Origin of the sequence: Shewanella pneumatophori, assembly GCF_023283895.1 — a bacterium.
Taxonomy (GTDB): Bacteria; Pseudomonadota; Gammaproteobacteria; order Enterobacterales; family Shewanellaceae; genus Shewanella; species Shewanella pneumatophori.
The window spans coordinates 185,078-209,930 of the sequence record NZ_JAKILB010000004.1; the positions used below are offsets into that span (position 1 = coordinate 185,078).

Annotated in this window: 19 protein-coding genes; 8 read left to right on the forward strand and 11 right to left on the reverse strand. The window is 43.8% G+C overall.

Annotation, left to right across the window (positions count from 1 at the left end; genetic code table 11):
• Positions 1 to 24: 24 nt before the first annotated feature.
• Both L2740_RS08005 and L2740_RS08010 read left to right on the forward strand, forming a co-directional pair.
• Positions 25 to 1,362 (forward strand): DEAD/DEAH box helicase, encoded by a 1,338-nt coding sequence (locus tag L2740_RS08005; RefSeq protein WP_248949515.1) that lies wholly within the window; start codon positions 25 to 27, stop codon positions 1,360 to 1,362.
• A gap of 137 nt (positions 1,363 to 1,499) precedes the next feature.
• Positions 1,500 to 1,805 carry a hypothetical protein gene (locus L2740_RS08010; RefSeq protein WP_420833514.1) on the forward strand — a complete coding sequence of 102 codons (306 nt, stop codon included), beginning with the start codon at positions 1,500 to 1,502 and terminating at the stop codon, positions 1,803 to 1,805.
• Between the two features lie 280 nt (positions 1,806 to 2,085).
• Here the strand turns inward: L2740_RS08010 and L2740_RS08015 are convergent, their stop codons facing one another.
• Positions 2,086 to 2,979, reverse strand: a complete 894-nt coding sequence (locus L2740_RS08015; RefSeq protein ID WP_248949516.1) for a mechanosensitive ion channel family protein — start codon at positions 2,977 to 2,979, stop codon at positions 2,086 to 2,088.
• On the reverse strand, positions 2,980 to 5,337 hold the full coding sequence (locus L2740_RS08020) for an AAA family ATPase (RefSeq protein ID WP_248949517.1): 2,358 nt from the start codon (positions 5,335 to 5,337) through the stop codon (positions 2,980 to 2,982).
• A gap of 188 nt (positions 5,338 to 5,525) precedes the next feature.
• On the opposite strand from L2740_RS08020, the gene L2740_RS08025 reads away from it, so the two are divergent.
• From L2740_RS08025 to L2740_RS08035, 3 genes are all read left to right on the forward strand, one after another.
• Entirely contained in the window at positions 5,526 to 6,704 is a 1,179-nt protein-coding gene (locus L2740_RS08025) for a CobW family GTP-binding protein (protein ID WP_248949518.1), read from the forward strand.
• A 114-nt stretch (positions 6,705 to 6,818) separates the two neighbouring features.
• A complete protein-coding gene (locus tag L2740_RS08030; RefSeq protein WP_420833519.1) occupies positions 6,819 to 8,135 on the forward strand; it encodes an MATE family efflux transporter in 1,317 nt (438 codons plus the stop codon).
• Between the two features lie 174 nt (positions 8,136 to 8,309).
• Positions 8,310 to 9,440 carry an energy transducer TonB gene (locus L2740_RS08035; protein ID WP_248949520.1) on the forward strand — a complete coding sequence of 377 codons (1,131 nt, stop codon included), beginning with the start codon at positions 8,310 to 8,312 and terminating at the stop codon, positions 9,438 to 9,440.
• 94 nt (positions 9,441 to 9,534) lie between these two features.
• On the opposite strand, the gene L2740_RS08040 is transcribed toward L2740_RS08035, so the two are convergent.
• The 6 genes from L2740_RS08040 to nadK all read right to left on the reverse strand — a co-directional run bounded on the left by L2740_RS08040 (position 9,535) and on the right by nadK (position 18,808).
• Complete coding sequence (locus L2740_RS08040; protein WP_248949521.1) at positions 9,535 to 10,104, reverse strand: LutC/YkgG family protein; 570 nt, start codon at positions 10,102 to 10,104, stop codon at positions 9,535 to 9,537.
• A gap of 4 nt (positions 10,105 to 10,108) precedes the next feature.
• A complete protein-coding gene (locus L2740_RS08045; RefSeq protein ID WP_248949522.1) occupies positions 10,109 to 11,482 on the reverse strand; it encodes a lactate utilization protein B in 1,374 nt (457 codons plus the stop codon).
• Between the two features lie 8 nt (positions 11,483 to 11,490).
• Positions 11,491 to 12,234 (reverse strand): (Fe-S)-binding protein, encoded by a 744-nt coding sequence (locus L2740_RS08050; protein WP_248949523.1) that lies wholly within the window; start codon positions 12,232 to 12,234, stop codon positions 11,491 to 11,493.
• 387 nt (positions 12,235 to 12,621) lie between these two features.
• Positions 12,622 to 15,441, reverse strand: coding sequence for an FAD-binding and (Fe-S)-binding domain-containing protein (locus L2740_RS08055; protein ID WP_248949524.1), 2,820 nt, complete (start codon positions 15,439 to 15,441; stop codon positions 12,622 to 12,624).
• Between the two features lie 109 nt (positions 15,442 to 15,550).
• On the reverse strand, positions 15,551 to 17,194 hold the full coding sequence (locus L2740_RS08060; protein WP_248949525.1) for an L-lactate permease: 1,644 nt from the start codon (positions 17,192 to 17,194) through the stop codon (positions 15,551 to 15,553).
• A gap of 735 nt (positions 17,195 to 17,929) precedes the next feature.
• Positions 17,930 to 18,808 (reverse strand): NAD(+) kinase, encoded by an 879-nt coding sequence (gene nadK / locus L2740_RS08065; protein ID WP_248470928.1) that lies wholly within the window; start codon positions 18,806 to 18,808, stop codon positions 17,930 to 17,932.
• A gap of 100 nt (positions 18,809 to 18,908) precedes the next feature.
• Here nadK and grpE point away from each other — a divergent pair, with 100 nt between their 5' ends.
• A complete protein-coding gene (gene grpE / locus L2740_RS08070) occupies positions 18,909 to 19,511 on the forward strand; it encodes a nucleotide exchange factor GrpE (RefSeq protein ID WP_248470927.1) in 603 nt (200 codons plus the stop codon).
• Between the two features lie 95 nt (positions 19,512 to 19,606).
• Here the strand turns inward: grpE and dxs are convergent, their stop codons facing one another.
• Genes dxs through xseB form a run of 3 tightly spaced genes read right to left on the reverse strand, consistent with a single transcriptional unit; the run spans position 19,607 to position 22,616 of the window.
• On the reverse strand, positions 19,607 to 21,472 hold the full coding sequence (gene dxs / locus L2740_RS08075) for a 1-deoxy-D-xylulose-5-phosphate synthase (RefSeq protein WP_248949526.1): 1,866 nt from the start codon (positions 21,470 to 21,472) through the stop codon (positions 19,607 to 19,609).
• Between the two features lie 22 nt (positions 21,473 to 21,494).
• Positions 21,495 to 22,376, reverse strand: a complete 882-nt coding sequence (gene ispA / locus L2740_RS08080; protein WP_248949527.1) for a (2E,6E)-farnesyl diphosphate synthase — start codon at positions 22,374 to 22,376, stop codon at positions 21,495 to 21,497.
• On the reverse strand, positions 22,377 to 22,616 hold the full coding sequence (xseB, locus tag L2740_RS08085) for an exodeoxyribonuclease VII small subunit (RefSeq protein ID WP_248470924.1): 240 nt from the start codon (positions 22,614 to 22,616) through the stop codon (positions 22,377 to 22,379).
• A gap of 443 nt (positions 22,617 to 23,059) precedes the next feature.
• Here xseB and pomA point away from each other — a divergent pair, with 443 nt between their 5' ends.
• Together pomA and L2740_RS08095 are read left to right on the forward strand one after the other, a co-directional pair.
• Positions 23,060 to 23,827 carry a flagellar motor protein PomA gene (gene pomA, locus L2740_RS08090; RefSeq protein WP_248949528.1) on the forward strand — a complete coding sequence of 256 codons (768 nt, stop codon included), beginning with the start codon at positions 23,060 to 23,062 and terminating at the stop codon, positions 23,825 to 23,827.
• Between the two features lie 4 nt (positions 23,828 to 23,831).
• Positions 23,832 to 24,800, forward strand: coding sequence for a flagellar motor protein MotB (locus tag L2740_RS08095; protein ID WP_248949529.1), 969 nt, complete (start codon positions 23,832 to 23,834; stop codon positions 24,798 to 24,800).
• The last annotated feature ends 53 nt before the right edge of the window (positions 24,801 to 24,853 follow it).

The window sequence follows — 24,853 nt, forward strand, 5'->3', positions numbered from 1 at the left end:
TAGTTAACCCATATTGAGCCGACCATGAACTTTGATGCATTCGATTTACATTCCAAAATTTTAGATGCAGTTTCTGCGCGCGGTTATCAGCAACTGACGCAAGTGCAGTCGCAAGTACTGCCGGTTGCGATGGCTGGTAAAGACATTATGGCATGTGCGCAAACGGGTACTGGTAAAACGGCGGCATTTGCATTGCCCCTGCTTAATCGTTTGATTCAAGAGTATGGTTTTTTTGGCGAAAGTGAAGCTGAGCTGACTCACCAATCAAGTGTGAAAGTGTTAGTGCTTACCCCAACTCGTGAGTTAGCGATTCAGGTTGCAGAAAATATCACTGCTTATGCGCAGTTCTTGCCGTTAAAAACTGTTGCGGTATACGGCGGTTCAAACATGAACCCGCAGCGCAAAGCTGTGCAAGCTGGGGTTGATATCTTAGTTGCTACACCAGGGCGTCTGTTCGACTTAATTGGCCAGTTCGGTCTAGATCTATCGAATGTAACTCACCTAGTGGTTGATGAAGCTGATCGCATGCTGGATTTAGGCTTTGTTCGCGATATTGAAAAAGTGAAGAAGCTGGTGGCAGCAAGCCATCAAACACTATTTTTCTCAGCAACATATAGTGATGCCGTTAAAACGCTAGCGGAGAAAATGCTGGTTGCACCTGAATGGATAAATGTAGCCACGGCAGCAACTGCAAGTTTAATCACCCAAGAAGTTTATTTAGTCGATACTCGCCGCAAGGCAGAGCTATTGTCTGAGCTTATTGGCCGTAATAACTGGCAACAAGTATTGGTGTTTGTAAGCACGCGTGAAAGTGCCGAGCATTTGCACGCTGAGCTAAAGTTAGACGGCGTTAAAAATGCGGTATTCCATGGTGAGAAGACTCAAGGTGCGCGTAACCGTGCATTGGAAGAATTTAAGTCAGGAAAGCTGCGGGTGATGGTTGCAACAGATGTTGCTGCTCGCGGTCTTGATATTGAAGCGCTGCCGTTGGTGATTAACCTTGAGCTGCCTTTTGCAGCTGAAGATTATGTACACCGTGTAGGACGCACAGGCCGCGCTGGATTAGCGGGTCATGCTATTTCGTTTGTATCACCGCAAGATCGCGATATGATGCAAGAAATCGAAGTGTTAATTGAGCACACGTTACCACGAATTACTATGCCAGGTTACGAAGAGGGCGCACCTTTACCAGCACGTTACCGTGATGTGGTGGCTAAGCCTGTAAAAGAGAAAAGCCATAATAAGCGTAAGTACCAGGATAAAAACCGCGGCGCTAAAAATGCCGTGGGTAAAAGTAACTTTCGTGGCGCTGCATCAGGCAAGAGCAGTTATGGTCGCTCAAAAGATAAAGTCAAAAAATAGCTTTATTTGAACTTGTAAATAATATTAGAAGCGAGCCCATCCATGTGATGGGCTCGCTTTTTTTATGATGAATATTGTATTGTTTATGATGACTTTATTAGCCACATTTTTGTGGGATTATTTTTGGGAGATAGAGAGTGAATAAATTACTGATATTTACTGTAGCTATCACGTTAATTAGTCTAGTTGGCTGTGGTGAGGATATAAAGCAGTCTAAAGTGACAAAACATACCGAGAGCCTTTGTCATCAAGCTTGGTTTGAGCAAGTCGAGCAGCAAATCGTTAGCGGTGATGGCCAAGGCCATGGTCCAGATTTGGGCTCTATGGAATGGCGCTCAGTGGTTGAGTTTAAATTAGGTATTCGAGGTCAAGCTGGATTACCTGCCAAAGATTCACAACTATGGTGTGATTACATCGATAGTCATTACATAGAGAACCCTTAAATTAAACTGGGGTTCATGTCACTAGCTATAATGAGCTGACTAAACTATCTTAGTCAGCTTACTCTGCTTAGTGATATAAGTTTGACACAAAATAAAAGCTTGATGGCGTGCGCCAGTAAGCTTTTCAAGTTTTTAGCACTAAACACTAAGTACTTAGCACTAAAAGCTTGGCAATAGTCTAGTTTATATCTAATAAGGACTTAGGTTGGACTTAAACACAATAGAGTTTAAATCCAACTCAGCCGCCACTTAGGTGATGGTGATGGCGGTGATGGCCTAATTATCGCGAAAGCTTAGTGCTTTGCATAATACTTGGCGGGCAAATATTTTGCTTTTTAAACTCTTGCATCACCCTAAGGGTGATATCAGTTTCAAATAATTTTTCAAATTTAATATCTAAAACATAGGCTTTAAGAGTCAGCTTAATCGCAAAGTAGCTGTCGCTTATATCTTGCTTTACCAGAACCACAATTGGCTTAGGTAAGTGGATATAACGGCTTGACGCAGCGGCTTCGCGAATAATGTCACTTGCCAAGGTTAAGTCTTGATCAAGCGCTACATAAAACGGGATCACCACCTGCATATCCAATGCGCCATAGTTACCACTAATAACCACATCACTTAAAAACTTGTTGTTTGGAATCGTGATAATGTCATCAGTTAAGGTTTGCATACGGACTGAGCGCAAACCAATGGTAATAATATCGCCGTAATGGCCTTCAAATGTCACCCTGTCGCCGACTTGAAACGGCCTGTCGATCATTACGGTTAAACCAGCGATAAACGAGGCCGCCAGATCTTTCAATGCAAAGCCCACCGATACCGCCAAGGTACCACCAATTAGGGTTAATATTCTGTCATCGACTCTAAAGCTCAGCATAAATACCGAGATCCCCGCGGTCATATAAACAAAGAACTGAAAAAATGATTGTAGTTTTTGCGCCAACATTCTGCGCTGAGCAAACTGACTACCAATAGAGTCGACAATGTTTTGGGTGAACTTGAGCATTAGCCAAGCGATAAACACCACAATAACCGACATGAATACACCGCTCCAGCGAATAAGATTCGCTATTTCGGTTAAGCTTTCTAAATTCGGCTCAGCAGCAACGACCGGTAAACTGGTAAGTAAACCTAGCGCTATAAATAAGTTACGTAATATATTTTTATTCATTTATTTCACCAATAAATGTTGGTTGTGCAGGGTATTTGTAATGTATCTAAACCAGTGGTCTGAAATCCGCGCTTTATCATCGAGCATTTCAACAAAGCCACGGTTTTGAAAATAACGTAAGGTGTTGATGACCTCTGAAAAACCTAATTGTGTACAGGCTGATAACTCTTCTGCCGATGCCACTTCCAGTTGGACAATGGCTCTCAGCACTGCAAGCATAGGTTTTGGCATGGTTTCGAGCTCTTTTGCATCAGGTGCGCTAAAGATCCGTACAAATACTTTGCCGTTGGTTCTATCTTGATGCAGTGACATTCTGAAAAAGCGTAGTGCAACCGTAGGGTTACCGTCTGAATAGTCCCACAGGATGCGATAGAAGCCTTGCTCAGCTCTTTGCTGCTCGCTCAAGTCTTGTTCATCCCATTGCCTTGGCAGCTTAAGGCCGGCAAAGCTTAAGGCGTGTTCGCCTTTGCTATCGATACGGCTATTGAGTAACACGGCAACTTGTTTTTCATTCCAGCGCGGCATAGCGATAACTTTATCAAACAGTAAACGCTCGCCGCGGGCTCTATCGATAAAGCGCCATGCAGACTGCTCCATACCTAGCACCACGCCGTGTGAATTACGTCCTCTGCGTAGCAGCTTGGTAATTTTCATTAGGTCGCTTAAGCCGTTTACTTTCGGGCTAACCAGACGCTGGCAGTTATCGATACAGAGAATATATCGCTGCTGTGATTGCCTTAAAAATTGAATAAGTTCAGCTTCACTAGCTTGTTCACTCAAACCTAAAGCAAGGTTTAGCTGCTCAATAAGCTGGCTATATCCGCCGTAAGGGCAGTTAATATAGATGGCATACTCTGACTTTGAGCGATGAATAAGACGCTTAAATAAGGTTGTTAAGCCTAGGCCACGCTCGCTGTAAACCAAGGTTAATGCAGGCACAGGTGCAAGCACGTAACGAGCGAGTTCGTTTAGCTCTTCTTCGGCGTAATCTTCTACCAACGGGCTGTCTTCTTGCCCAGGTTTTACGTATAAAAACGCTTCATCACCTTTTACACGCACCATATTGGTGTTTTCTTTATCAGCTACGCTCTGTTTAGCGACTTCAATTCTGAAGAAGTAAGCAATCGCATGTTTGAACATTTGATAACGTAAAAGGTTATTAAATATTTTATGAAAGGCGCGTTGATTCAATAAGCTAAACACACCTAACGCGGTGGCAAAAGGTGCCAGTAGGCGATTATCTTGATTCTTGATTGCCCACTTAATGTAGCTTGGATGCTCATCTGTTTGGCTGAGTAAGGTAAAGACAATTTTGCGCCAGTCATTGAGGCTTTTAATGATCAGCAGGGCAAAAGCTATCAGCATGAATGTTCTGATCCATGAATAGATAGTGCCTTGATAAACGCTCATTTGGGTGACTTTTAAAATGATCCCTGAGGTCATGATCAGCCAAACCCACTGCTTAACGGTTTTCACCCTCAGGCTAACGAGTTCAGATACATCGTTGTGACGGCTGTGATGGGCAGTAAATTCATTGACTAAGCTAATGGTGATAGTGGCTGAGAAAACCCAATTAACCACAACGGTTAAATAGATAATGTTTCCAAGTCCAGGTAAACCTGATAGCAGATTTAGTAGCACCGAAATAGCAATGAACCAAGCAATAGAGATGTGTACTTTATTAAGGTAGCGCCAAAAAATACCAGCAAGCGGCTCACTTTTAAGTCGCGCCATTTTTATCTTAGCTAAGCGCGACACAATAAATTTAGGGCCAACATTAAGCCACCATTTCAATAGCAGATAGATAATGGTGACTTTAAAAATCAGTACCAATAACGGAAAAGGCGACACTTTTAAGTCGGCAAAAAACTCACTCAAATTACGGTATTGAGAAATTAACTGGAAGTTAATAATCGTTTTGGCAATTTGCGCTTCTAGTAATAACTGCCTTACACCATCAGGGCCAAAACCAGTAAACTTTTCATTTACTTGTGGCTCAACATAAAGCAATAGTTCGGCTTTATTTTGGCTTAAACTGTCGAGTGACTGCTTAGTGGTTTTGACTTGAGACCAAATAGAGTCTGATGGCTCTGTTTTAAACGCTTTTAATTCATTCTTTAGGCGTAAAGTGTGGGCTTGTTGTTCTGTAAAAACATTAAGCAGTAAGTTTGCTGCATTGCTTTTATCCCTAGCAGTTGCAAGGTGATGCTCTGGCAAAGTACTGACGCTGGTTTTAATTTGCTGACTTTGCTCTGAAAGCATAGGTGCATCAAATGCCGACCAGCTTTGCGCATAGCAAGTGGGCGCTATCAGCATGGCGATATACCCTATCGTGCCAATCATAAATCTTGTAAACATAGGTTGAGTGTCTCTTCGGTGGCAAATCTTTGATTACCTTTGATAAGCATAGCAAAGGCTTCAGATCGCGACTGAATATCAATTGGTTAAAAATGTTTGTTTAAATTGGTATTGGTAGGGAGGGGGTCGTGACTTCTATGACTATTAGCGATTAGAATCTTGGGGCAATCCACAAACGAGTTGACCAAATGATTCAAAAACCTATTACCACGAATATCATTACGGGCTTTTTAGGCGTAGGAAAGACCTCTTTGATCAAAAGTTTATTACAAAATAAACCTGCAGGGGAAGTCTGGGCGGTGTTGGTCAACGAGTTTGGTGAAATTGGTCTCGATAGCGAATTGATTGGACGTGATCAAGATCAAGTTCAGATTAAGCAAGTCGCAGGTGGTTGTATGTGCTGCGCAGCAGGTTTGCCAATGCAAGTTGCTATTAATCAGCTTATTGCTAGGGCAAAACCTGACCGTTTGCTAATCGAGCCAACTGGACTAGGACATCCACAAGAGGTGCTGCGAGTGCTTACCCAGCCTCATTATCAGCAGGTGTTAGCAATGAAAGCTTGTATCACACTGGTTGATGCAAGAAAGCTAACTGATAATCGATATACAGAGCACGAAATCTTTAATCAGCAACTGCAAGTGGCCGATGTCGTACTAGCAAGTAAAGCTGATTGCTATGAGTCTGACTTATTAGCGCAATTAACTGAATACGTTAATCACTTCAAAGATAATGCTAAGAGCGCTCATTCTGAGAAAGCTAGTTCTGAGATAGATAGTGACAGACAAGGTAAGTCACAAACAGTGCCTGTGCAGCCTTGGAGTATAAATACAGCCAGCGAGTTGCATGCCTCTATGGTGAGCCTTTTAGAAATGCCTCATGCAGGCGTTAGTAATGGCGCAACAATAAGTGCTATCAAACCCGTAACGACTCAAAAACAAGAGTCTGTGCAACTGGTAAAGCCTAGGCTTATTGAGCCTAATAACATTCCACTATTTTTGGACTCAGGTCACTCATCGCTAGAACAGCAAGAAGTGCTGCAAGCAGTGCCTTTTGATGAGCGGGGAATTATGAGTCGACAAAAACAAGCTGATGGCTTTTATAGTTGTGGCTGGGTGTTTGACCCAAGCTATGAATTTGATTTCGATAAGCTGCTAATGTTTGTAAAAAATCAGCAGCTTATGCGTTTGAAAGCGGTAATGATCACCGAAGAGGGGATCGCAGGTTTTAATTGTGTGGAGTCAGAGTTATCGGTTGTTGAGCTCGATGATGCCATGGACTCACGTATTGAGTTGATCTCTACTAATGAAATAGATGCCAAACAGGTTGAAGCTGCATTATTAGAGCTGAGTTCTCGTTTGAATTGCTAGCTCAGTGATGAGTATGTATTACAAGTAAACCGATTAAGAGTAGAAGTTGAGATATCCATGAGCGAAATAGTGTTAACACAAGCTGTAGCAGGCCGAAAAGCCAGCGAGTCACCTATGGTGACCGAGCCAATTAACAAACTATTTTGGCGTTATAGTATTCCAACTATTTTGTCTATGTTGGTTACAGGTATATACGTCACCATTGACGGCATGTTCATCGGTCACTACCTAGGTGAAGTCGGCTTAGCGGGAATGATTTTAGCCTATCCCATTGCAGCTATTCTTTATGCCATTGGTGCAACGCTAGGCATGGGCGGAGCAGCTTTAGTATCAATACATCAAGGCCAAGGTGAGCCGCATATTGCACGCAAAATATTAGGTAATACCTTTAGTTTATGCCTGATTTTTGGTGTTATTACTACGGTGATTGGCTGCTACTTTTCTCGTGATATTTTGTTGTTGCTTGGCGCTGAAGGAGAAATACTCAGCAGTGCAGATGATTATCTATTTTGGTATTTTGCCTTAGGTACATTTCCAATTGTATCTATGGCGTTTACGGCGCTTTTACGTAACGATGGTCGCCCAGGTTTTGTTACTTTTGTACTGATCTTAGGCGGTGTGCTTAATACCATTCTCGACTGGCTACTTATTGTGGTTTTTCCTTACGGCTTAATGGGCGCTGCAATTGCTACGATGATTTCTCAAGCGATAACGGGGGCGCTTTGTTTACAGCACTTTTTCTCAAACCGAACCGAGCTAGGTATTAACCTTGAGCAGATGAAGCTTAAGTTGGACCACTGTATTAATATTATTCGTGTCGGTATTCCAAGCTTTTTAATGAATATGTACCTAACGGTAGTACTGACGCTGCACAACGTGGCGTTTTTAAAGGTAGGTACACCCATACATGTGGCTGCCTATAGTGTGGTGAGCTATACCGAAGCCTTTTTCTATTTATTGTTTGAAGGTATTGCTTTTGGTGTGCAGCCGATTTTAAGTTTTAATGCGGGGGCTAAGCGTTTCGATAGAGTGAAGCAGACGCTTAAACTGGCCTTTTCAGTGACCTTAATCTGCGCGGCATTAGGTCTGGTATTTATCTATTCAGTACCGCAGCTATTTGTGTATATTTTTGCTGGAGATAATACATTACTGACTCCAATAGCCACTGAAGGTATGCGTTGGTATTTTTGGGGATTACCTATGGAAGGCATGCTGTTAATTGGCGCATCTTTCTTTCAAGCAATAAATTACTCAAAAGAAGCGTCTATTTTAACTGGTGCAAAACTCATTTTATTCAGTGCCATTTTGTATGTGTTTGCGTGGGCTTTTGGTGTTACAGGTGTATGGATTTCACTCGCTACATGTAGCACGATTTTAGTGGTGTGGATGGCATGGGTCATGAAACGGACTAATAGCAAGTTGATGGCGTAGACGGAAACTAAACATGCCATTAATTAAGCATAGCCTCTTGGTGGCTGTAATAACCGCTGTTGATTTTCATTGCCCCTCATGCGAAAGTTACATGGGTAAAATTTAAGCTGTTGATAAAAACAAGCAGAACCAATAGCAACAGTGATTGGTATAACAATGAAATAAGGACTTTTCATGTTTAACACTTCAATAAAATCTAAGTTATTTAAGGCTGCTATATTAACGAGCGCGCTTACAGTAACAACAGCCACTTATGCGTCTGAGTTTAACGACGCTTATTCAGCCTATCAAGCTGCAGTAACAGACAAGAATAAAGCCGACATAGAGCGTTATGCCTTGCAGTCTTATGAGTTAGGTAAGGCTAAGTTTGGCGCTGATAGCATTAACACCGGTAATTTAGCGTTAAATGCTGCCAATGCGTTAATTGCGAATATGCCTAAAAATACCTTTGATAAAGAGGTAAAGCAGAAAGTAAAACTGCTACAACCGCAGGCATTTGAGCTTTACCAAGAGACGCTAAAAATTTACCGTGAGCGTTATGGTGACAATGCAATCGAGCTTATTGATCCACTTTTGGGATTAAGTGATGCCAGCAGTAAAAAATATGCTCGTGAATATCTCGATGATGCACTCGATATCGCCGAAGACTCTGATAATGCTATGGTAATAGCTGATACTAAGATGGCTTATTTTGAGCGTTTAGTTAACTCAGAATATTATACCCGTAAAGTCCGTAATTATGCGTTTGATGCCCATGAGATTTACAGTGAATTACTGCCAGAAGATGCGATGAAGCGGGTACTCAATAGTTTTAGGGTAGCGAGTGTGCGTTTTGCCGAAAAAGATTATGATGAATCTGAAGCGCTATTTTTAGCTGTTATTACGCAATTTCAAAAGCTTGATTATAACCATCCTTATGAGCTGGCCGCTCATGCCAAGTTAGTGCAAATTTATGAGCTTGATGGCGAAAGCGAGAAGTCTACCCAGCATTGTATTGCGATTGGTAGTATGAAGCCTTGGCAAGAGGATATTGAACCGACACCGCTATTTCGTAAAAATCCCGATTACCCAATATCTTACCTTAAAGCGAGGAAATCAGGGAGTACAACAATGAGTTTTACCATAGACAAAATGGGCTTTGTTAAAGACCCTGTGGTTACCGACACACAAGGTGGCATTAAGTTTAAGAAAGAATCACTATTGGCATTAAAGCAGTGGCGTTATGCACCTAAGTTTGTTGATGGTAAAGCCGTTGAAGCCAAAGACGTGACAGTTCAGTTAGATTACTATGTCGAGAAAAGATAAAGCTGAGCTAGTCTGTGTATGTTGTTTTGTGTAGATAGATTGAAAAGCCCTAATTAAAATTAGGGCTTTTTTGTTTTTTAATTATGGCCTTTGACTAAACCAAATACACGTTGAGGCTACATGCGCCGTGTGCACCAACCACTAGTGCTTGTTCAATATCTGCGGTTTTTGATGGCCCAGCGATAAAGGTACCAAACTCACCTGAATCTAAGGTTATACGACTCGCTGCTTGATGCATATTGGCCACAATATTGTTTGCATCAACCACTAGAAATAGATTCTCACAGATAAACGGTGTGACGCGATGGCCAAGGTTTTTATTGTTGACCCAAATTGCGCCATTCTCGGCAACCGCTAAATCTCCCGGGATCACCGCATAATCAATATCTTTTAGCTGGTGAGCTGTTTCGGTAACTTGGCGATTGGCACTAATTCCGTCAACCATAGATATGATTTGCATACCGTTAGCAATATGCTCATCAACTTGAGCTTGCAGCTGAGCTAAGCCGCCATCACGGTGTAAAGTGCCTGCAACCGTATTTAAGCTTGCTTCAAACTGACCAACTAAATCATCAATACGAGGACTGATGTTAATAACCGGCATAGCTTGCGGCGCGATAGCCGCGCTTTTTAGCGCGTTAAGAATATCGTGTTTACTCGACATGGTATTAGCCTCTGTTTTTCTTAAACCAAGCTTCAAAGCTTGAGTTGGGGGCTACCGGTAATTCGCGGTATTTACCCCATGCGCCAGAAAAAGGTTTCAATAAACTGCCCGGCAGTATTTTTAGCGCAGTGCGCGCCATGCTCATCGAGCAATTTAGTGCTGTTTCACTGGCCATAAACTTACCCACAAGCGGCATATAGCTGGCTTTACCATAAGGTAATTTACCCGCTTCGGCTTTTAGTCGGCGGTGATGATGGATGATTTTGTCTAGCGGCACTTTAGTAGGGCATACATAAGAGCAGCTGCCACATAAAGTACAGGCCCAAGGAATAGAGTTGGTGTCATCACTTTTCGCGCCTATTGCAATGCCAATCGGCCCGGGAATGGTGTAGTTATAGCTGTAACCACCAGAGCGGCGATATACAGGACAAGTATTTAAGCAACCACCACAGCGAATGCACTTAAGCGATTCTGCTAATATTTTGTCTTTGAGCATATCGGTACGGCCGTTATCGACAATAATCACATGCATCTCGCCGCCGTCTTGTGGACCACGGTAAAACGAGCTGTAAGTGGTGATTGGCTGGCCAGTGGCATTTCTGGCAAGCGTGCGCAGCAGTACAGCAGCGCTATCAATATTTGGCACTATCTTGTCTATGCCCATCGAGTGCAGTTGCAGCTTAGGTAGGTTAGCGCCCATGTCGGCGTTACCTTCGTTGGTGCACACGACTACAGCACCTTTATCGGCAATAGCCATGTTCACTCCCGTCATGGCTGCATCGGCCGACAAGAATTGTTCACGCAGATGTGCACGGGCGGCGCGGGTAAGATAAAGAGGGTCTGAAGCGCCAGCGTCGGTACCCAATTTTGCGTGGAATAGCTCGCCGACTTCCTCTTTTTTCAAGTGAATTGCAGGTACAACAATGTGCGATGGTGGCTGGCCTGCTAGCTGAATAATGCGTTCACCTAAATCGGTATCAATGACTTCAATGCCATGCTGCTCCAAATAGGGATTCATATGGCACTCTTCGGTGAGCATGGATTTAGATTTAACCAGCTTTTTGACCTGATGCTTAGCTAAAATCTCATGCACGATACGGTTGTGCTCAGCGCCATCTTTAGCCCAGTGGACGTGAATATTGTTAATTAAGCAATTTTGTTCAAACTCTTCTAAATACTGCGCTAAATTGGTCAGGGTATGCAGTTTCATCTCTGAGCCTATTTGGCGCAGTTGTTCCCACTCCGGTAGGCTGCCAGCTGCGCGGTCGCGTTTTTCGCGTAACATCCAAAGTGCTTTCGAGTGCCAATCAACCCGCGATTCATCTTTACAAAAGATCTCCGCTTTTTGAGCATGTACAGCTGATGTTGAACTAGACATATAAACTCCTAAAGCGCAGCGTTGATGATTTGAGCAATATGACGAGTTGCAATTGGCAGTTTCTGCCTTCTCACCATGCCATCGATATGTAATAAGCAAGATGGATCAAAACCTACGGCATAAGCGGCGCCAGTCTCGGCGTGAGCTTGCGCTTTATCTTTACCCATTTTCGCCGATACAGCGCCTTCATCGAGCGCAAAAGTCCCACCGAAGCCGCAGCATTCATCGCGTCTGTCTGGATAGACAATTTCAATCTCAGGAATGGCGGCCAGTACCGCTTCAAATTTGTTGATTCGTGGGCCCATTTGTTCACTCGGAGTGGCTAAATCCAGCATACGAATACCGTGACAGCTCATTTGCAGGCTGATCTTGTGCGGGAAGGGTTTGCTAAATGCAGGAATAGGAGAAACATCGTGCAGAAATTCGGTTAACTCATAGAGCTTGTCTATTACAGCTTGGGCTTCAGGGCTTGAGTCAAACTCATGAAAGTTCTCTTTGGCGGCAACTAGACAAGAAGCTGCAGGGCAGACGATGGCGTCGCACTCAACACCTTTAAAGGCGTTTAGTAGCTTTAAGGTGGTTTTTTTGGCTTCGTTGTAACAACCTGAGTTAGTCATTGGCTGGCCACAACATGTTTGTCCTTGCGGCAAGATAACTTGGTGACCAAGTTTTTCGAGTAACTCTAAGGTTGCTATCCCAACCTCTGGCATCATTTGATTGACTAGACATGGAATGAAAAGGGCTATCTTCATTGTGTTTCTCTCATCTATTCGGGCTGACATTATTAGCGATTTTTAAGCGGCGAAAATGGCCGTAAAAAGTAACCGCAAAAAGTCCGGCTCGATGAGCAGACTTTTAAACGTGTTATTCGCCTTTATTTATTGTTCAAATATAGGCCGATAACCCTGTAAAAAGTAGTGCTAATTTAGCAAATAAAGTGAGTGATTTTTGCAAAAATGAAAATAGATTATCTGTTTGTATTATATGGGGAATCTTTTGTTTTTAGGGTTTAGTTATGGTGAGGTGTCTAAAAATGGGTAATCGAGTAAGGGGCGAGCTGAAGCTTTATTTGAGCGAAGAAGATTAGGGGCAAGATTTGCCCCTAACCGGAGGTTGATACGCTTATTTTACTTAGGTTATCAACGGGTACACTCTTCTAACAGATACGCGAGGTGACGATAAGAAATGCCACTGTGCTGAGTTAAGCCCACTTCACACATACGGTTGGCATAGTAGCCTTCGTTAACATCCACAGGAATGAGCTTTTTAATGTTACGTAGGGCACTGGCATTAATTTCTGGTTTATAAAGACCTTTTTCACCGGCGTAACCACAGCAATCAATACCTGCTGGGCGAACGGTTTGTTGACTACAAGCCGCAATAATCGCCTCCATTTTTGGTTCTAGCTGCATTTTGCGTGCACTACAGCCTAAGTGCAGGGCAACGGCTGGTTTTTTGCGATTGATGGTGAGCTTATCAAGCAGTTTGTCATGGATGAAATCCACCATATCGACAATTTCAACTTTATCGGTTAGAGATTTATCACCCGCTAGCGTGCGGTAAGTACACGACAGTGCATCAATAATTACCGGCAGTTTGCCTCCCTGAGTCATGGCGGCTACCGCTTCAATCAGCTCTTTGCGTTTAGCATCGGCGTTTTTAAAGTCGCCTTTTGATTCCCACATTTGCCCGCAGCACAGATCTCGAGTTTTCTCTGGGGTGACAACGTTATAACCAGAGCGCTCAAGTAAGGTGACCACCACTTCAGGTAAGCTGCGGTTATCGGGATCTTTTGGCGTAGGGCCAAAAGTACGGCCACCACAAGCAGGAAAATAGACCACGGTTTCTTGACCTGGTATTGGCGCTCTAAGTGTTGGCAGTTTGCCACCTTTTGGAAAATCTGGGTTCCAATAAGGCACCTCTTTGCTGATTACCCGGCCCGCTTTCATTATTGCGCCAGTAATTGCACTGCCGGTAATTTTGTGGACTGTGCCAAGGGCATTAAATCCTGTGCTAATGACTTGGTTTACAGCGCCAAAATGCTTGGCTTGAAAATCCAAAACCTTTTGTTCAGTGGTGCTGATGTAAGGCGTTCTGAGTTTGCGTACCAGGTTGCCCATGCTGTTATCAACCGGGCAGGCGATAGTACAAAGCTGACAGGCCGCGCAGGTATCCACTACGTCATATTTGGCTGCGGCGCGCATTTCACTCGCAGCTTGTTTGTCGCCAGATTGCTCTAGACGCTCGATCTCACGCAATGTTGCAATACGTTGACGCGGCGACATATTAAGTGCCGATGTAGGGCAGGTCTTTTCGCAAAAACCACATTCAATACACTTATCGACTAAGTCATCGACGACAGGGCAAGGTTTGATATTTTTAACGTGAATTTGTTCATCGTCATTAAGAATAACCCCAGGGTTTAATAATCCTTCTGGGTCAAAGATCTGCTTAATACGCTTCATTAAGGTATAAGCATCGCTTCCCCATTCCATTTCAACAAAAGGTGCCACTGCGCGGCCTGTACCGTGCTCGGCTTTCATTGAACCGTCGTACTTATTAATCACCATTTCGGCCACGTCTTGCATAAAGGCGTGGAAGCGCTCGATGTCAGCTTGTGAGTTGAATGTTGGCGTGATAATGAAGTGGAAATTACCCGCAAGAGCGTGACCGTATATCACCCCTTCAGAGTAATTATGCTTGTGGAATAGTTCAGTTAAATCATTAGCAGCGGCGGCTAAGTGTTCCAGCTCAAAGGCCACATCTTCAATAATAACTGAGGTGCCTTTAGGACGCTCACCGCCAATAATTGGAAACAAACCTGAGCGCATTGCCCAGTATTGGCCAAATACAGCAGGGTCATCACTGAAGGTAATAGGGCGTTCGGTTTCAATATGAGCAAGTTTAGCGATAACGTCTTGGGTATAGCTGTCTAATGTGGCTTTATCATTGGCGCGGGACTCAATCAATAAGATAGCAGCGCCTTCAGGTAGCTGAGCTAACCATTCTGGCATACCCGCTTTACCGGTTACCGCTTTAATAGATGCCCAGTCCAGCAGTTCGGCTGCCGCCACGCTATCGCCAACAATTGGTGGCACGGCGCGAGCAGCGTCTTCCATATTGAAAAATACTGCCATGGCGGACGCTTTAAAACGCGCTTCATCAACCGTGTTGTAAGTCACTTCTTCAACAAAAGCTAGCGTACCTTCAGCGCCGACAATTAAATGGTTAATTAACTCAAAAGGATCGCTAAAATCCACTAGTGCATTAAGGCTATAGCCAGTGGTATTTTTAATGGAGAACTTTTTACGAATACGCGCCGCAAGAGTCGTGTTATTAACTGTTAACTGCGCCAGTTCAATTAGCTGTTGTAAAAGCTGTGGGTGCGATTGGGTAAAAGCAGCTTTTGATGTTTCACAGCCAGTATCAAGTTCTGTGCCGTCAGCAAACAGCAATTTTGCAGAGGCAATGGTCTGGTAACTATTTTGCGCGGTACCGCAGCACATACCTGAGGCATTGTTCGAGACTATGCCGCCAATTTTGGCAGAGGCGAGGGTGGCTGGATCAGGGCCTATCTTTTTATTTAATGGCTTCAATGCCGCATTGGCATCGGCACCAATTACGGCAGTACCTAAAGTGATTTGTGAGGCATCTTTGCTAACGGTTAATTTTCGAAAACCATCGTGGCCAAGAATTAACAAAATACCTTCACCAATTGCTTGGCCTGAAAGGCTGGTTCCCGCAGCGCGAAAAGTCACCGGCGCGCCATAAGTGCGGGCGATAGCTAATGTACGTTTAGCTTGCTCTAAGGTATCGGCGTGCACCACTATTTCAGGCACGATTCGAAAGTAACTGGCATCAGTTGACCAAGCAAAACGGCGGACAGGATCATTGGTTGCTGCATTTTCACCGACTTGCTTACGTAAATCTCTTAATACTGCTTCATAATTAATCGACATTAACTTTTCTCACACACTTAATTTGGGTGAACAAAGCCGCTGCTCATGCGGCTTTTCGATATTATTATTCTGTTTTTAATTTATATTGCTTGGTATAGGGCTTTGGTGATTAAAATCCGCCCCAAAGCGCCGCAATCGTACCCGCGACTAAAGCATAGCCTAAGGCGACTGGCATAGTTTTACGGATGATCTCTGATTCACGCCCTGCCATGCCAACAACCGTTGCCGCAGCGACAACATTCATTACACACATCATGTTACCTGCGTTAGCGCCAATGCCCTGCATAGCTAGAATAAGTGCATGGTTAGCACCAATATTGTCGGCAACGCTATATTGCAGCCCTGAGAACATCATGTTTGAGAAGGTGGCAGAGCCAGAAAGGAATGCGCCAAATATGCCAACAATCGGTGAGACCCATGCCCAGACAGCGCCCATACTGCTAGCCAAGGTATCAGCAAGTGCCACAGGCATAGAGGCTAAACCGGATGCATTTTCGCCAGAGTTAAGAAAGATTTTGACCATAGGCACTGATGCGCCAAGGGAGATAATTGTTGGCACCATAGATTTACATGATACCGAGATAGACTCTTTTATCGCAGGAGACTTCATTCTAAATAGGAAGAAACCTAAAAAGCATACCAGCACAAAGAATGCACCTGGCGCATACAGGGTCGCAAAGCCAGCTTTTAGCTCTGTCCCCAGCAATCCGCTCCAGCTGATATTAAAGCTAGATAACCAAGCTTTAAGTGGTGCAACGGTGCGAGATAGTACTAACAACGCCGCCATAATTAAGTAAGGCGACCATGCTGCTAGCTGCGAAAACTTAACATCAGTATCTAGCTCTTGACGCGCTTGACCATCATTTGCAGCAAAATCATTCCATTGCTGCTTTGGTAATAAGTAACCTTTCTTGGCGACTGGAATAACAAGAGCCATGCCCACAAGCGCGCCAATCACTGACGGAAATTCAGGGCCAGCAAAGTAGTTAATCAACCAAGCTGGAACGGTAAAGGCAAGGCCTGCAAATAGGGCAAACTTCCAAATAGCTAAACCCTCTTTAAACGATTTATTACGGCCAAAGAAACCAGTTAGTATTGCCACCATCACTAGCGGAATAAGTGTCCCGGTAAATAGATCAATGGTGATCATATGCATAGCAATAAATTGCGCGAAATCAGCAAAGCTGCCGCCATGTTGCGCTATTTGCTCGGCGGCCATATTGGTACCGCCTTGGGTTAACCCTTGCTCAATACCAAATAGTACAGGTAGGCCAATAGCACCAAACGATACAGCAGTAGAGTCAGCGATAAGCGCAACAACTGCCGCTGCAATAGGTGGCACACCCAGCAGTACTAAAAGCGGTGCACCAATTGCGGCTGGGGTGCCAAAGCCTGCCGAACCTTCAATAAATGAGCCGAATAGCCAACAGATGATAATCACCTGTACGCGAGCGTCACCACTAATGTTGGTAAAGCCTGCGCGAATGGTGTCCATTGCTCCTGAGTATTTAAGGGTATTAAGTAAGAACACTGCACCGAAAATAATCGTCAGTGGAGTTATCGCTGACAATAAGCCCTCCACAACTGAGGCGGCTAAAAAGGTGGTGTCCATTTGCCAGATAAATACAGCTGCAAGGCCGGTAAACACCATAGATATTGGCATTGCCCTCGATGCAGGCATTCGCAAGAGGACGAGAAACAGCATTACGCTGATGATTGGAGTTAAGCTGGCGAGTAGTTGAATAAAGGTCATGCTTGCCTCGTTTGTTTTGAGTGGCGTACTTTTTCGTAGCTACCTAAACCGCTTTGAAGTTCTAGTTATGATCGGCAGCGTGTGTACTAAACGGCATATGGGATTTAACAAAGATGATCTGGATCATATTGATACCCGATTGACTTAGATAATGCCATTTGTGAGATCCATCACAATTGCCTGCTTTGCGCTTATGTGATCTTGATCGCTATTCATTGAGTGCTAAATGTTGCCTAGGTGGTGGTTTTGCTTGCAAAAGCTAAAAAATGGATGAGAAGCTAAAAATTTGTAGCTATTTTGGCGCCAAATCGTGTTGGTTTGATCTAAATGTTTCATTAACGATAGAAAGTAAATACGCGAGCGCTCAATTCCGGCGTGATCCGTGTCACGCTGCTGTTTGGTGTAAATATATCAAATTGGACATATTATTTTTAAGTCACTGTTTTATATTAGTTGTTTCTTTATATTTGTTAGCTAAGTTAGATTGGGCTGTAATGGCTTTATATTTTACTGCAGAGGAGATTGGTTTGTAGATAACAGCCTGTGGCTGAAATTTACAGAACAAAAGCAGGAGAGGAAATAAACCGACAATAATTGCTTATTGTCGGTTTTGTTTGGCTTAGGATTAGCGCCTTAGTGTAGGTTACCATTTGTGTTGAGTTTTTTGGCAATATTCAAATATCGCAAATGCTTTAGCCCGCTTATCTATAATGTTCATCGGCTAAATAAGCAGTATTAGAATAACTTACTTCCCCAGCCAAGTTTAGTCCGCAATACGTGGAAGTAGTTATGGCCTTTAGGGTGTACGAGTCTTAAGGTTTCTTCACTGCGCTTAATGATGATCTCATCGCCAGGTAATACAGACAGATGCACGTGACCATCACAGCTTACTTCAAGGTTATCGCCGTTATGAGGCGACACTTTGAGCTTAATAATACTGGCGGCATCAACCACTATCGGTCTGCATGAAAGCGTATGCGGGAACATGGGGACTAAAATCATCGCCGCTAGATTAGGCGTTAAGATCGCGCCGCCAGCAGATAAAGAATACGCTGTTGAACCGGTAGGCGTTGAAATAATCATACCATCGGCACGTTGGCTGTACATGAATTTGTCATCGATATAGACTTCAAACTCAATCATATGAGCAATTTTACCCGGGTGAAGCACTGCTTCGTTTACTGCTGTATTGCTAGATTTTAGTTCGCCATGGCGATGCACTTCTGCTTCAAGCAAAAAACGCTGTTCGATTTCAAATTCACCTTCGAGTACTTTTGATAGCGCTTCTTCGAATGAATCTGGTGGTAAGTCTGTTAAAAAGCCTAAGTTGCCACGGTTAACACCAATAACGCCGATATTAAATCTAGCGAGTACACGAGCAGCGCCAAGCATATTACCGTCACCACCAACTACAATGGCTAAATCGCATTGTTTGCCGATCTCTAATAAGTCGACTGACTGTGCGAGTGGGCCGAGCTCTCCGGCGACTCTTTCTTCAACGAGTATTTTGTAACCTTGCATGCTCAGCCAATGGTGTAACCTTTTCAGGGTCTGAGTCGTCCCTTTATGGTTAGGTTTACCGATTAGACCAATTGTGTGAAACGTATTGCTCATAATTTATGTTAGATCCAGCTTTAGGCCTTGAAACCTTAAATTTGATCCCCATAATATGCCCAGAGCATGCAGAAACAAAGCATTTTTAGCTGGAGCAAAAATGAGCAACGAAACAAACAAAGCACAAGATAACCAAGTTGAAGAGATCGTCGAAGGCGAATTGCTTAACGAAAATGGCGCAGAAGCGACTGATGAAGCCTCTTTAATGGATGAGCTTACCCAAGCTAATTTCCGTGTTGAAGAGCTAGAAAAAGCTTTGCAAGAAGCTGAAGCTAAAGTTGATGCGCAAAAAGATTCAGTGATCCGCGCAGCGGCTGAAGTAGACAACATTCGTCGTCGTTCAGCTATGGATGTAGAAAAAGCGCACAAGTTTGCTTTAGAAAAGTTCATCAACGAATTACTACCTGTATTAGATAACATGGAGCGTGCTCTGCAAGGTACAGACGCAGAAGCTGAAGCGACTAAAGCTATCTATGAAGGTGTTGAACTAACGGCTAAGAGTTTTGTTAGCACTGTAGAGAAGTTTGGTTTAGTTCAAGTTGATCCACAAGGTGATGCATTTAACCCAGAGCTTCACCAAGCGATTGGCATGCAGCCAAGTGCTGACTTCCCTGCAAACACAGTAATGATGGTTATGCAGAAAGGTTACACATTGAATGAGCGTCTACTGCGCCCTGCAATGGTAATGGTTTCACAAGGCTAATCTTAGCGATTAAATACGTTGATGCTTTTGATTTAAATGAAAAGCATCAAACATAAAAAAGGACTGCCTAGGCAGTCCTTTTTTTCGCTCTCGTATTATGCGAGATAATCTTCAATCTGTTTTTGAATGCCTGCAGCATCTAAACCTAGCTCGCTAATGATTTCATCTGGCGCGCCGTGCTTAATAAACTCATCAGGTAAACCAATTAGCAGTACTGGCTTTGGCATCTTAAGTGTTTGCAGTAACTCAAGTACACCTGAACCTGCGCCGCCCATAATGGCGTTTTCTTCAACAGTAACTAGCACATCGTGCTCGCTTGCTAGCTGCTTAATCAATTCAACATCAAGTGGTTTGACAAAGCGCATATCGGCAACGGTTGCATCAAGTGCTTCAGCTGCAACTAAGCTGCTGGCTAAGGTTGTACCGAAGTTAAGAATCGCAACTTTCTTGCCTTGACGTTTGATTAAGCCTTTACCGATTGGCATTGCCGTCATTGCTTCTACTTGCTCAGCGCCTGTAGCACTGCCACGAGGATAGCGAACCGCGGTTGGGCCGTCGTTATAGCAATAACCTGTGTAAAGCATCTGACGACATTCATTTTCATCAGATGGCGCCATGATCACCATATTAGGCACAGTTCGCATGAAGCTTAAATCGAAAGCGCCTTGGTGAGTCGGGCCGTCAGCGCCAACAATACCGCCACGGTCGATGGCAAATAGTACAGGAAGCTTTTGTAGTGCTACGTCGTGGATTAATTGATCATAGCCGCGTTGCAAGAACGTTGAGTAAATCGCTACCACAGGCTTGTAACCTTCACAGGCAAAACCCGCACCTAAGGTCACTGCATGCTGCTCAGCAATTGCTGCATCAAAGTATTGCTTAGGGAAGCGCTGAGAGAACTCAACCATACCTGAGCCTTCGCGCATTGCCGGAGTGATACCTAATACTTTTTCATCTTTTTCTGAGATGTCACATAGCCATTTACCAAACACTTCTGAGAAGGTTGGGTCAGCAGGTTTGGCTGCAGGTTTTTCAAAGGTTGATGGGTCAAACTTTGGTACCGCATGCCAGCCGATAGGATCTTTCTCTGCAGGCTCATATCCACGACCTTTTTTAGTCATGATATGTAAAATCTGTGGGCCACTTAAATTGCGCATATTGCGCATAGTTTCAACGAGTGCATCTACATCGTGACCATCAATTGGACCTATGTAGTTAAAGCCTAGCTCTTCAAATAAGGTGCCCGGCACAACCATGCCTTTGAGGTGCTCTTCAGTACGCTTAGCCATCTCTTTAATAACCGGCATTCCTTTAAGCACTTTTTTACTGCTTTCACGAATAGTGGTATAGAAACGGCCAGACATTAGCTGAGCTAAATGGTTGTTAAGTGCACCAACGTTTTCAGAGATAGACATCTCGTTGTCGTTTAGCACCACTAACATATCATTATGCAAGTCACCAGCGTGGTTCATGGCTTCAAAGACCATGCCGCCAGTCATGGCCCCATCGCCAATAACTGCCACAACTTTACGACCAGCTTGTTCTTTTTCAGCAGCAACAGCCATAGCAAGTGCAGCACTGATAGAAGTACCTGAGTGCCCGACGCTAAACGTGTCGTATTCACTTTCTTCACGCCATGGGAATGGGTGCACGCCGCCTTTTTGGCGAATGGTGTGCATCTTTTCTCGGCGACCGGTTAAGATTTTATGAGGATAAGCTTGATGGCCTACGTCCCAAACGAGTCGGTCAAATGGGGTGTTGTAAACATAATGAAGTGCCACGGTTAGTTCCACCGTGCCTAAACCCGATGCAAAGTGACCGCTTGATTTACCCACAGACTTCAGTAAGAAACCTCTAAGTTCGTCCGCCAGTTGTGGCAAAACGGCTTGAGGGAGCTGTCGTAGCTCATCTGGAGTATTAGCCTGTGCTAGCACAGGAAACTGAGAAATATCAAAACTCATATTGAGATTCTTTGTCTCTTTATTAAACTCTTCGCTCAATGATGTAACGGGCGAATTCTGCAATTAACTGGCTATTGTATGGTAATTTAGCCAGCGCTGATAGTGCGTCCTCAATCAAACTTTCGGCAGTTTTTTGGGCGCCCTCTAATCCAAGCAACTTTGGATAGGTGCTTTTGTTTGAATCTGTGTCTGAGCCTTGCGGCTTTCCTAGCTCTTCAGTGCTAGCAATAATATCAAGCACATCGTCTTGCACCTGAAAAGCAAGGCCAATTGCGTCAGCAAAATTTAGCAAAGCTTGACGCTCTTGTTGGTCGACTTTAGCTGCGATGATGGCAAATTCCACCGCACATCTAATTAGCGCACCAGTTTTTAGTTTGTGGAGCTGTATTAAGGTCGCTAATTCAATTTGCTTGTCGGTAGCATTGAGATCCATCGCCTGTCCACCACACATGCCACTATACCCAGAGGCGTTGGCTAAGGCTTTAACTAAGCTTAAGTTTTGTGACGGAGTGATATCTTCAATTGGATCGCTGATAATTTCGAACGCTAATGCTTGTAACGCATCACCAGCTAAAATTGCGGTTGCTTCATTAAAGGCAATGTGCACAGTCGGCTGACCACGGCGCAGTGCGTCGTCATCCATTGCCGGCAGGTCGTCATGAATTAATGAGTAGGCGTGAATACATTCAATTGCGGCTGCACATGAGTCAAGAGTTGCTAGTTTTACGCCGAGCATGTCGCCAATGGCATAAACTAAAAATGGTCTAATTCGCTTGCCACCAATCAGCGCACCGTGTTTCATGGCCGCTTTTAGGTTAGGTTCGATATCTGCTAGCGCGTCAATACGTGAAGCTAATTGGAGATTAATTCGCTGCTGGTATCGCTTAAGTGACTCTTCTAACAATTACTCACCCTCAACATCATAAGGTTTGAGAGTGTCGACACCCTCTTCTTGCATTAGCACTGCGACTTTTTGCTGTGCGTTTTCTAATTTACTTTGGCTATTACGTACAAGCTTAATGCCACGCTCAAATTGCTTCAGTGCATCATCGAGGGAAACATCGCCGTGCTCTAAGTCAGTTACGATTTTTTCTAGCTCGGAAAGTGAATCTTCAAATGAGAGATTTTCAGGTTTTTTTGCCACGATATTCATTCCTAGAAATAAGCGGTACACAAAGTATATCAGCAGGGCACATGGGTCAAATTAAGCCGTTGACTATTTGCGCAAAAGCACGCTTTCAATATCAAATAGATCAAATCTATAAATAAAGCATACGTCATAAAACGGCTAATCGATCAGCTAAGTGTCACAGCCCCGTCGACATTAGCGGATTTGAGATAGGCTATTTTAGCCGAAAGTGGATGTAATTTGCGGGAAATATCACTCAAGAGATCTTTTATTTGGTCGTTATATAGTGTGAAACACAAAAATATGGCCTCCCTAAAGAGGTTTAGTGACATGTTACTTGCCGTAGCACTAAAGGCGTAATATTGTCGCTACTAAAATTTATTCCAAGCAAATTGTCAGGCATTTGGAATTCGAGACTATCGATAAACAGTGTATTGGTAGCTATTTGAGGAGCAGTTTTGGATTTAGCAACCCTAATCGGACTTATTGGCGCATTTGTCTTCATTATTATGGCGATGGTCAGTAGTGGTGGCATTGCCATTTTTATTAACGTTCCGTCGATTCTAATTGTACTCATCGGCTCAATGTTTGTGGTTATGATGAAATATAACCTGAAACAATTTTTAGGCTCAGCCAAGATCGCCGCTAAAGCCTTTATGTTTAAAATCGATAAGCCAGAAGATCTTATCGAGCAATCGATCTCTATGGCTGATGCCGCTCGCAAAGGTGGTTTTTTGGCATTAGAAGAGGCTGAGATTAGCAATAGCTTTATGCAAAAAGCGGTCGATATGTTAGTTGATGGTCATGATGGCGATGTGGTGCGTGATGCACTTGAAAAAGATATTGCACTTACAGAGCAGCGCCATAAAACCGGAATAGGTATTTTCAAAGCAATTGGCGATGTTGCGCCGGCTATGGGTATGATTGGTACCCTAATTGGTCTAGTTGGTATGTTATCTAATATGGATGACCCTAAATCAATTGGTCCAGCAATGGCTGTAGCACTACTTACCACTCTTTATGGCGCTGTGGTTGCGAACATGGTTGCATTGCCTATTGCAGATAAATTAACACTGCGTATGGGCGAAGAGATGCTCAACCGGAACCTTATTATGGACGCTGTGTTGGCGATTCAAGATGGCCAAAATCCGCGAGTAATTGAAGGTTTCCTCAAAAATTACCTCAGTGAAAAATCCCGAAAAATAGATACCCTGGACGGGGCGTAAGCGGATGGCAAAGAAGGTCAAATGCGATTGTCCACCACCTGGGGCACCTATGTGGTTGGCAACCTTTGCCGACTTAATGTCGCTATTGATGTGCTTTTTCGTACTACTTTTGGCGTTCTCTGAAATGGACGTTATGAAGTTTAAGCAGATCGCTGGTTCGATGAAATACGCCTTTGGTGTGCAAAATAAGGTCGAAGTAAAAGACATTCCTAAAGGGACATCTGTTATTGCGCTTGAGTTTAGACCCGGGCGACCAGAGCCGACGCCAATTGAGATCATTAATCAGCAAACCAACGAAATGACCGAGCCTATGCTGGAGTTTCAAGAGGGTGATGATTCAAGTGCTGGCGGTATTCAGCAGCAAAGAGGTGAGCAACGAGGTGGCCAAGCAACGGCAACGGCTGTTGAACCTAAAGATGCAGAAGTAAAAGCTGAATCAGCAGCGAAAGCTGAGACCGAATCAACTAAGACTCAGGCATCGGCTCAAGATGAGATCAACGAGCAAGTGAAAAAAATGGCCCAAGAGCTCAATAAAGAGATTGTTGATGGCGCCATTGAAATTGAGTCTTTAGGTCAGCAGATCATTATTCGTATTCGAGAAAAGGGTGCATTTGCGTCAGGGTCGGGTTTTTTACAACCAAGATTTAAACCGGTTGTACGCCGCGTGGCTGAGCTGCTAAAAGATGTGCCTGGTATTATTACCGTTTCAGGTCACACAGATGATTGGAATATTTCTAACGAGCTATACAGTTCAAACTGGGATTTATCGAGTAAACGTGCGGTTGCAGTTGCTCATGAGCTGATTAAAGTCAAAGGCTTTAATCAACAGCGAATGAAGGTGGTCGGTATGGCATCGTCAGATCCTTTAGTAAAGAACAACTCAGCTGCTAATCGTGCCAGAAACCGCCGAGTTGAGATTGCCATTGAACAGGGCAAAGCCAAAGAATCAGACGAGATCCAAGTGAGTCAGTAATCACTAAGTAAAATGATTAGAACACGCTATTGAGTTTACTTAATGGCGTGTTT

Coding starts and splice junctions, on each gene's coding strand:
- L2740_RS08030 (WP_420833519.1), top strand. CDS start 6,819: ATGGTGACCGAGCCAATTAACAAACTATTTTGGCGTTATAGTATTCCA.
- nadK (WP_248470928.1), bottom strand. CDS start 18,808: ATGAGCAATACGTTTCACACAATTGGTCTAATCGGTAAACCTAACCAT.
- L2740_RS08035 (WP_248949520.1), top strand. CDS start 8,310: ATGTTTAACACTTCAATAAAATCTAAGTTATTTAAGGCTGCTATATTA.
- L2740_RS08020 (WP_248949517.1), bottom strand. CDS start 5,337: ATGTTTACAAGATTTATGATTGGCACGATAGGGTATATCGCCATGCTG.
- L2740_RS08055 (WP_248949524.1), bottom strand. CDS start 15,441: ATGTCGATTAATTATGAAGCAGTATTAAGAGATTTACGTAAGCAAGTC.
- L2740_RS08025 (WP_248949518.1), top strand. CDS start 5,526: ATGATTCAAAAACCTATTACCACGAATATCATTACGGGCTTTTTAGGC.
- L2740_RS08005 (WP_248949515.1), top strand. CDS start 25: ATGAACTTTGATGCATTCGATTTACATTCCAAAATTTTAGATGCAGTT.
- L2740_RS08015 (WP_248949516.1), bottom strand. CDS start 2,979: ATGAATAAAAATATATTACGTAACTTATTTATAGCGCTAGGTTTACTT.
- dxs (WP_248949526.1), bottom strand. CDS start 21,472: ATGAGTTTTGATATTTCTCAGTTTCCTGTGCTAGCACAGGCTAATACT.
- L2740_RS08040 (WP_248949521.1), bottom strand. CDS start 10,104: ATGTCGAGTAAACACGATATTCTTAACGCGCTAAAAAGCGCGGCTATC.
- L2740_RS08095 (WP_248949529.1), top strand. CDS start 23,832: ATGGCAAAGAAGGTCAAATGCGATTGTCCACCACCTGGGGCACCTATG.
- L2740_RS08050 (WP_248949523.1), bottom strand. CDS start 12,234: ATGAAGATAGCCCTTTTCATTCCATGTCTAGTCAATCAAATGATGCCA.
- L2740_RS08045 (WP_248949522.1), bottom strand. CDS start 11,482: ATGTCTAGTTCAACATCAGCTGTACATGCTCAAAAAGCGGAGATCTTT.
- L2740_RS08060 (WP_248949525.1), bottom strand. CDS start 17,194: ATGACCTTTATTCAACTACTCGCCAGCTTAACTCCAATCATCAGCGTA.
- grpE (WP_248470927.1), top strand. CDS start 18,909: ATGAGCAACGAAACAAACAAAGCACAAGATAACCAAGTTGAAGAGATC.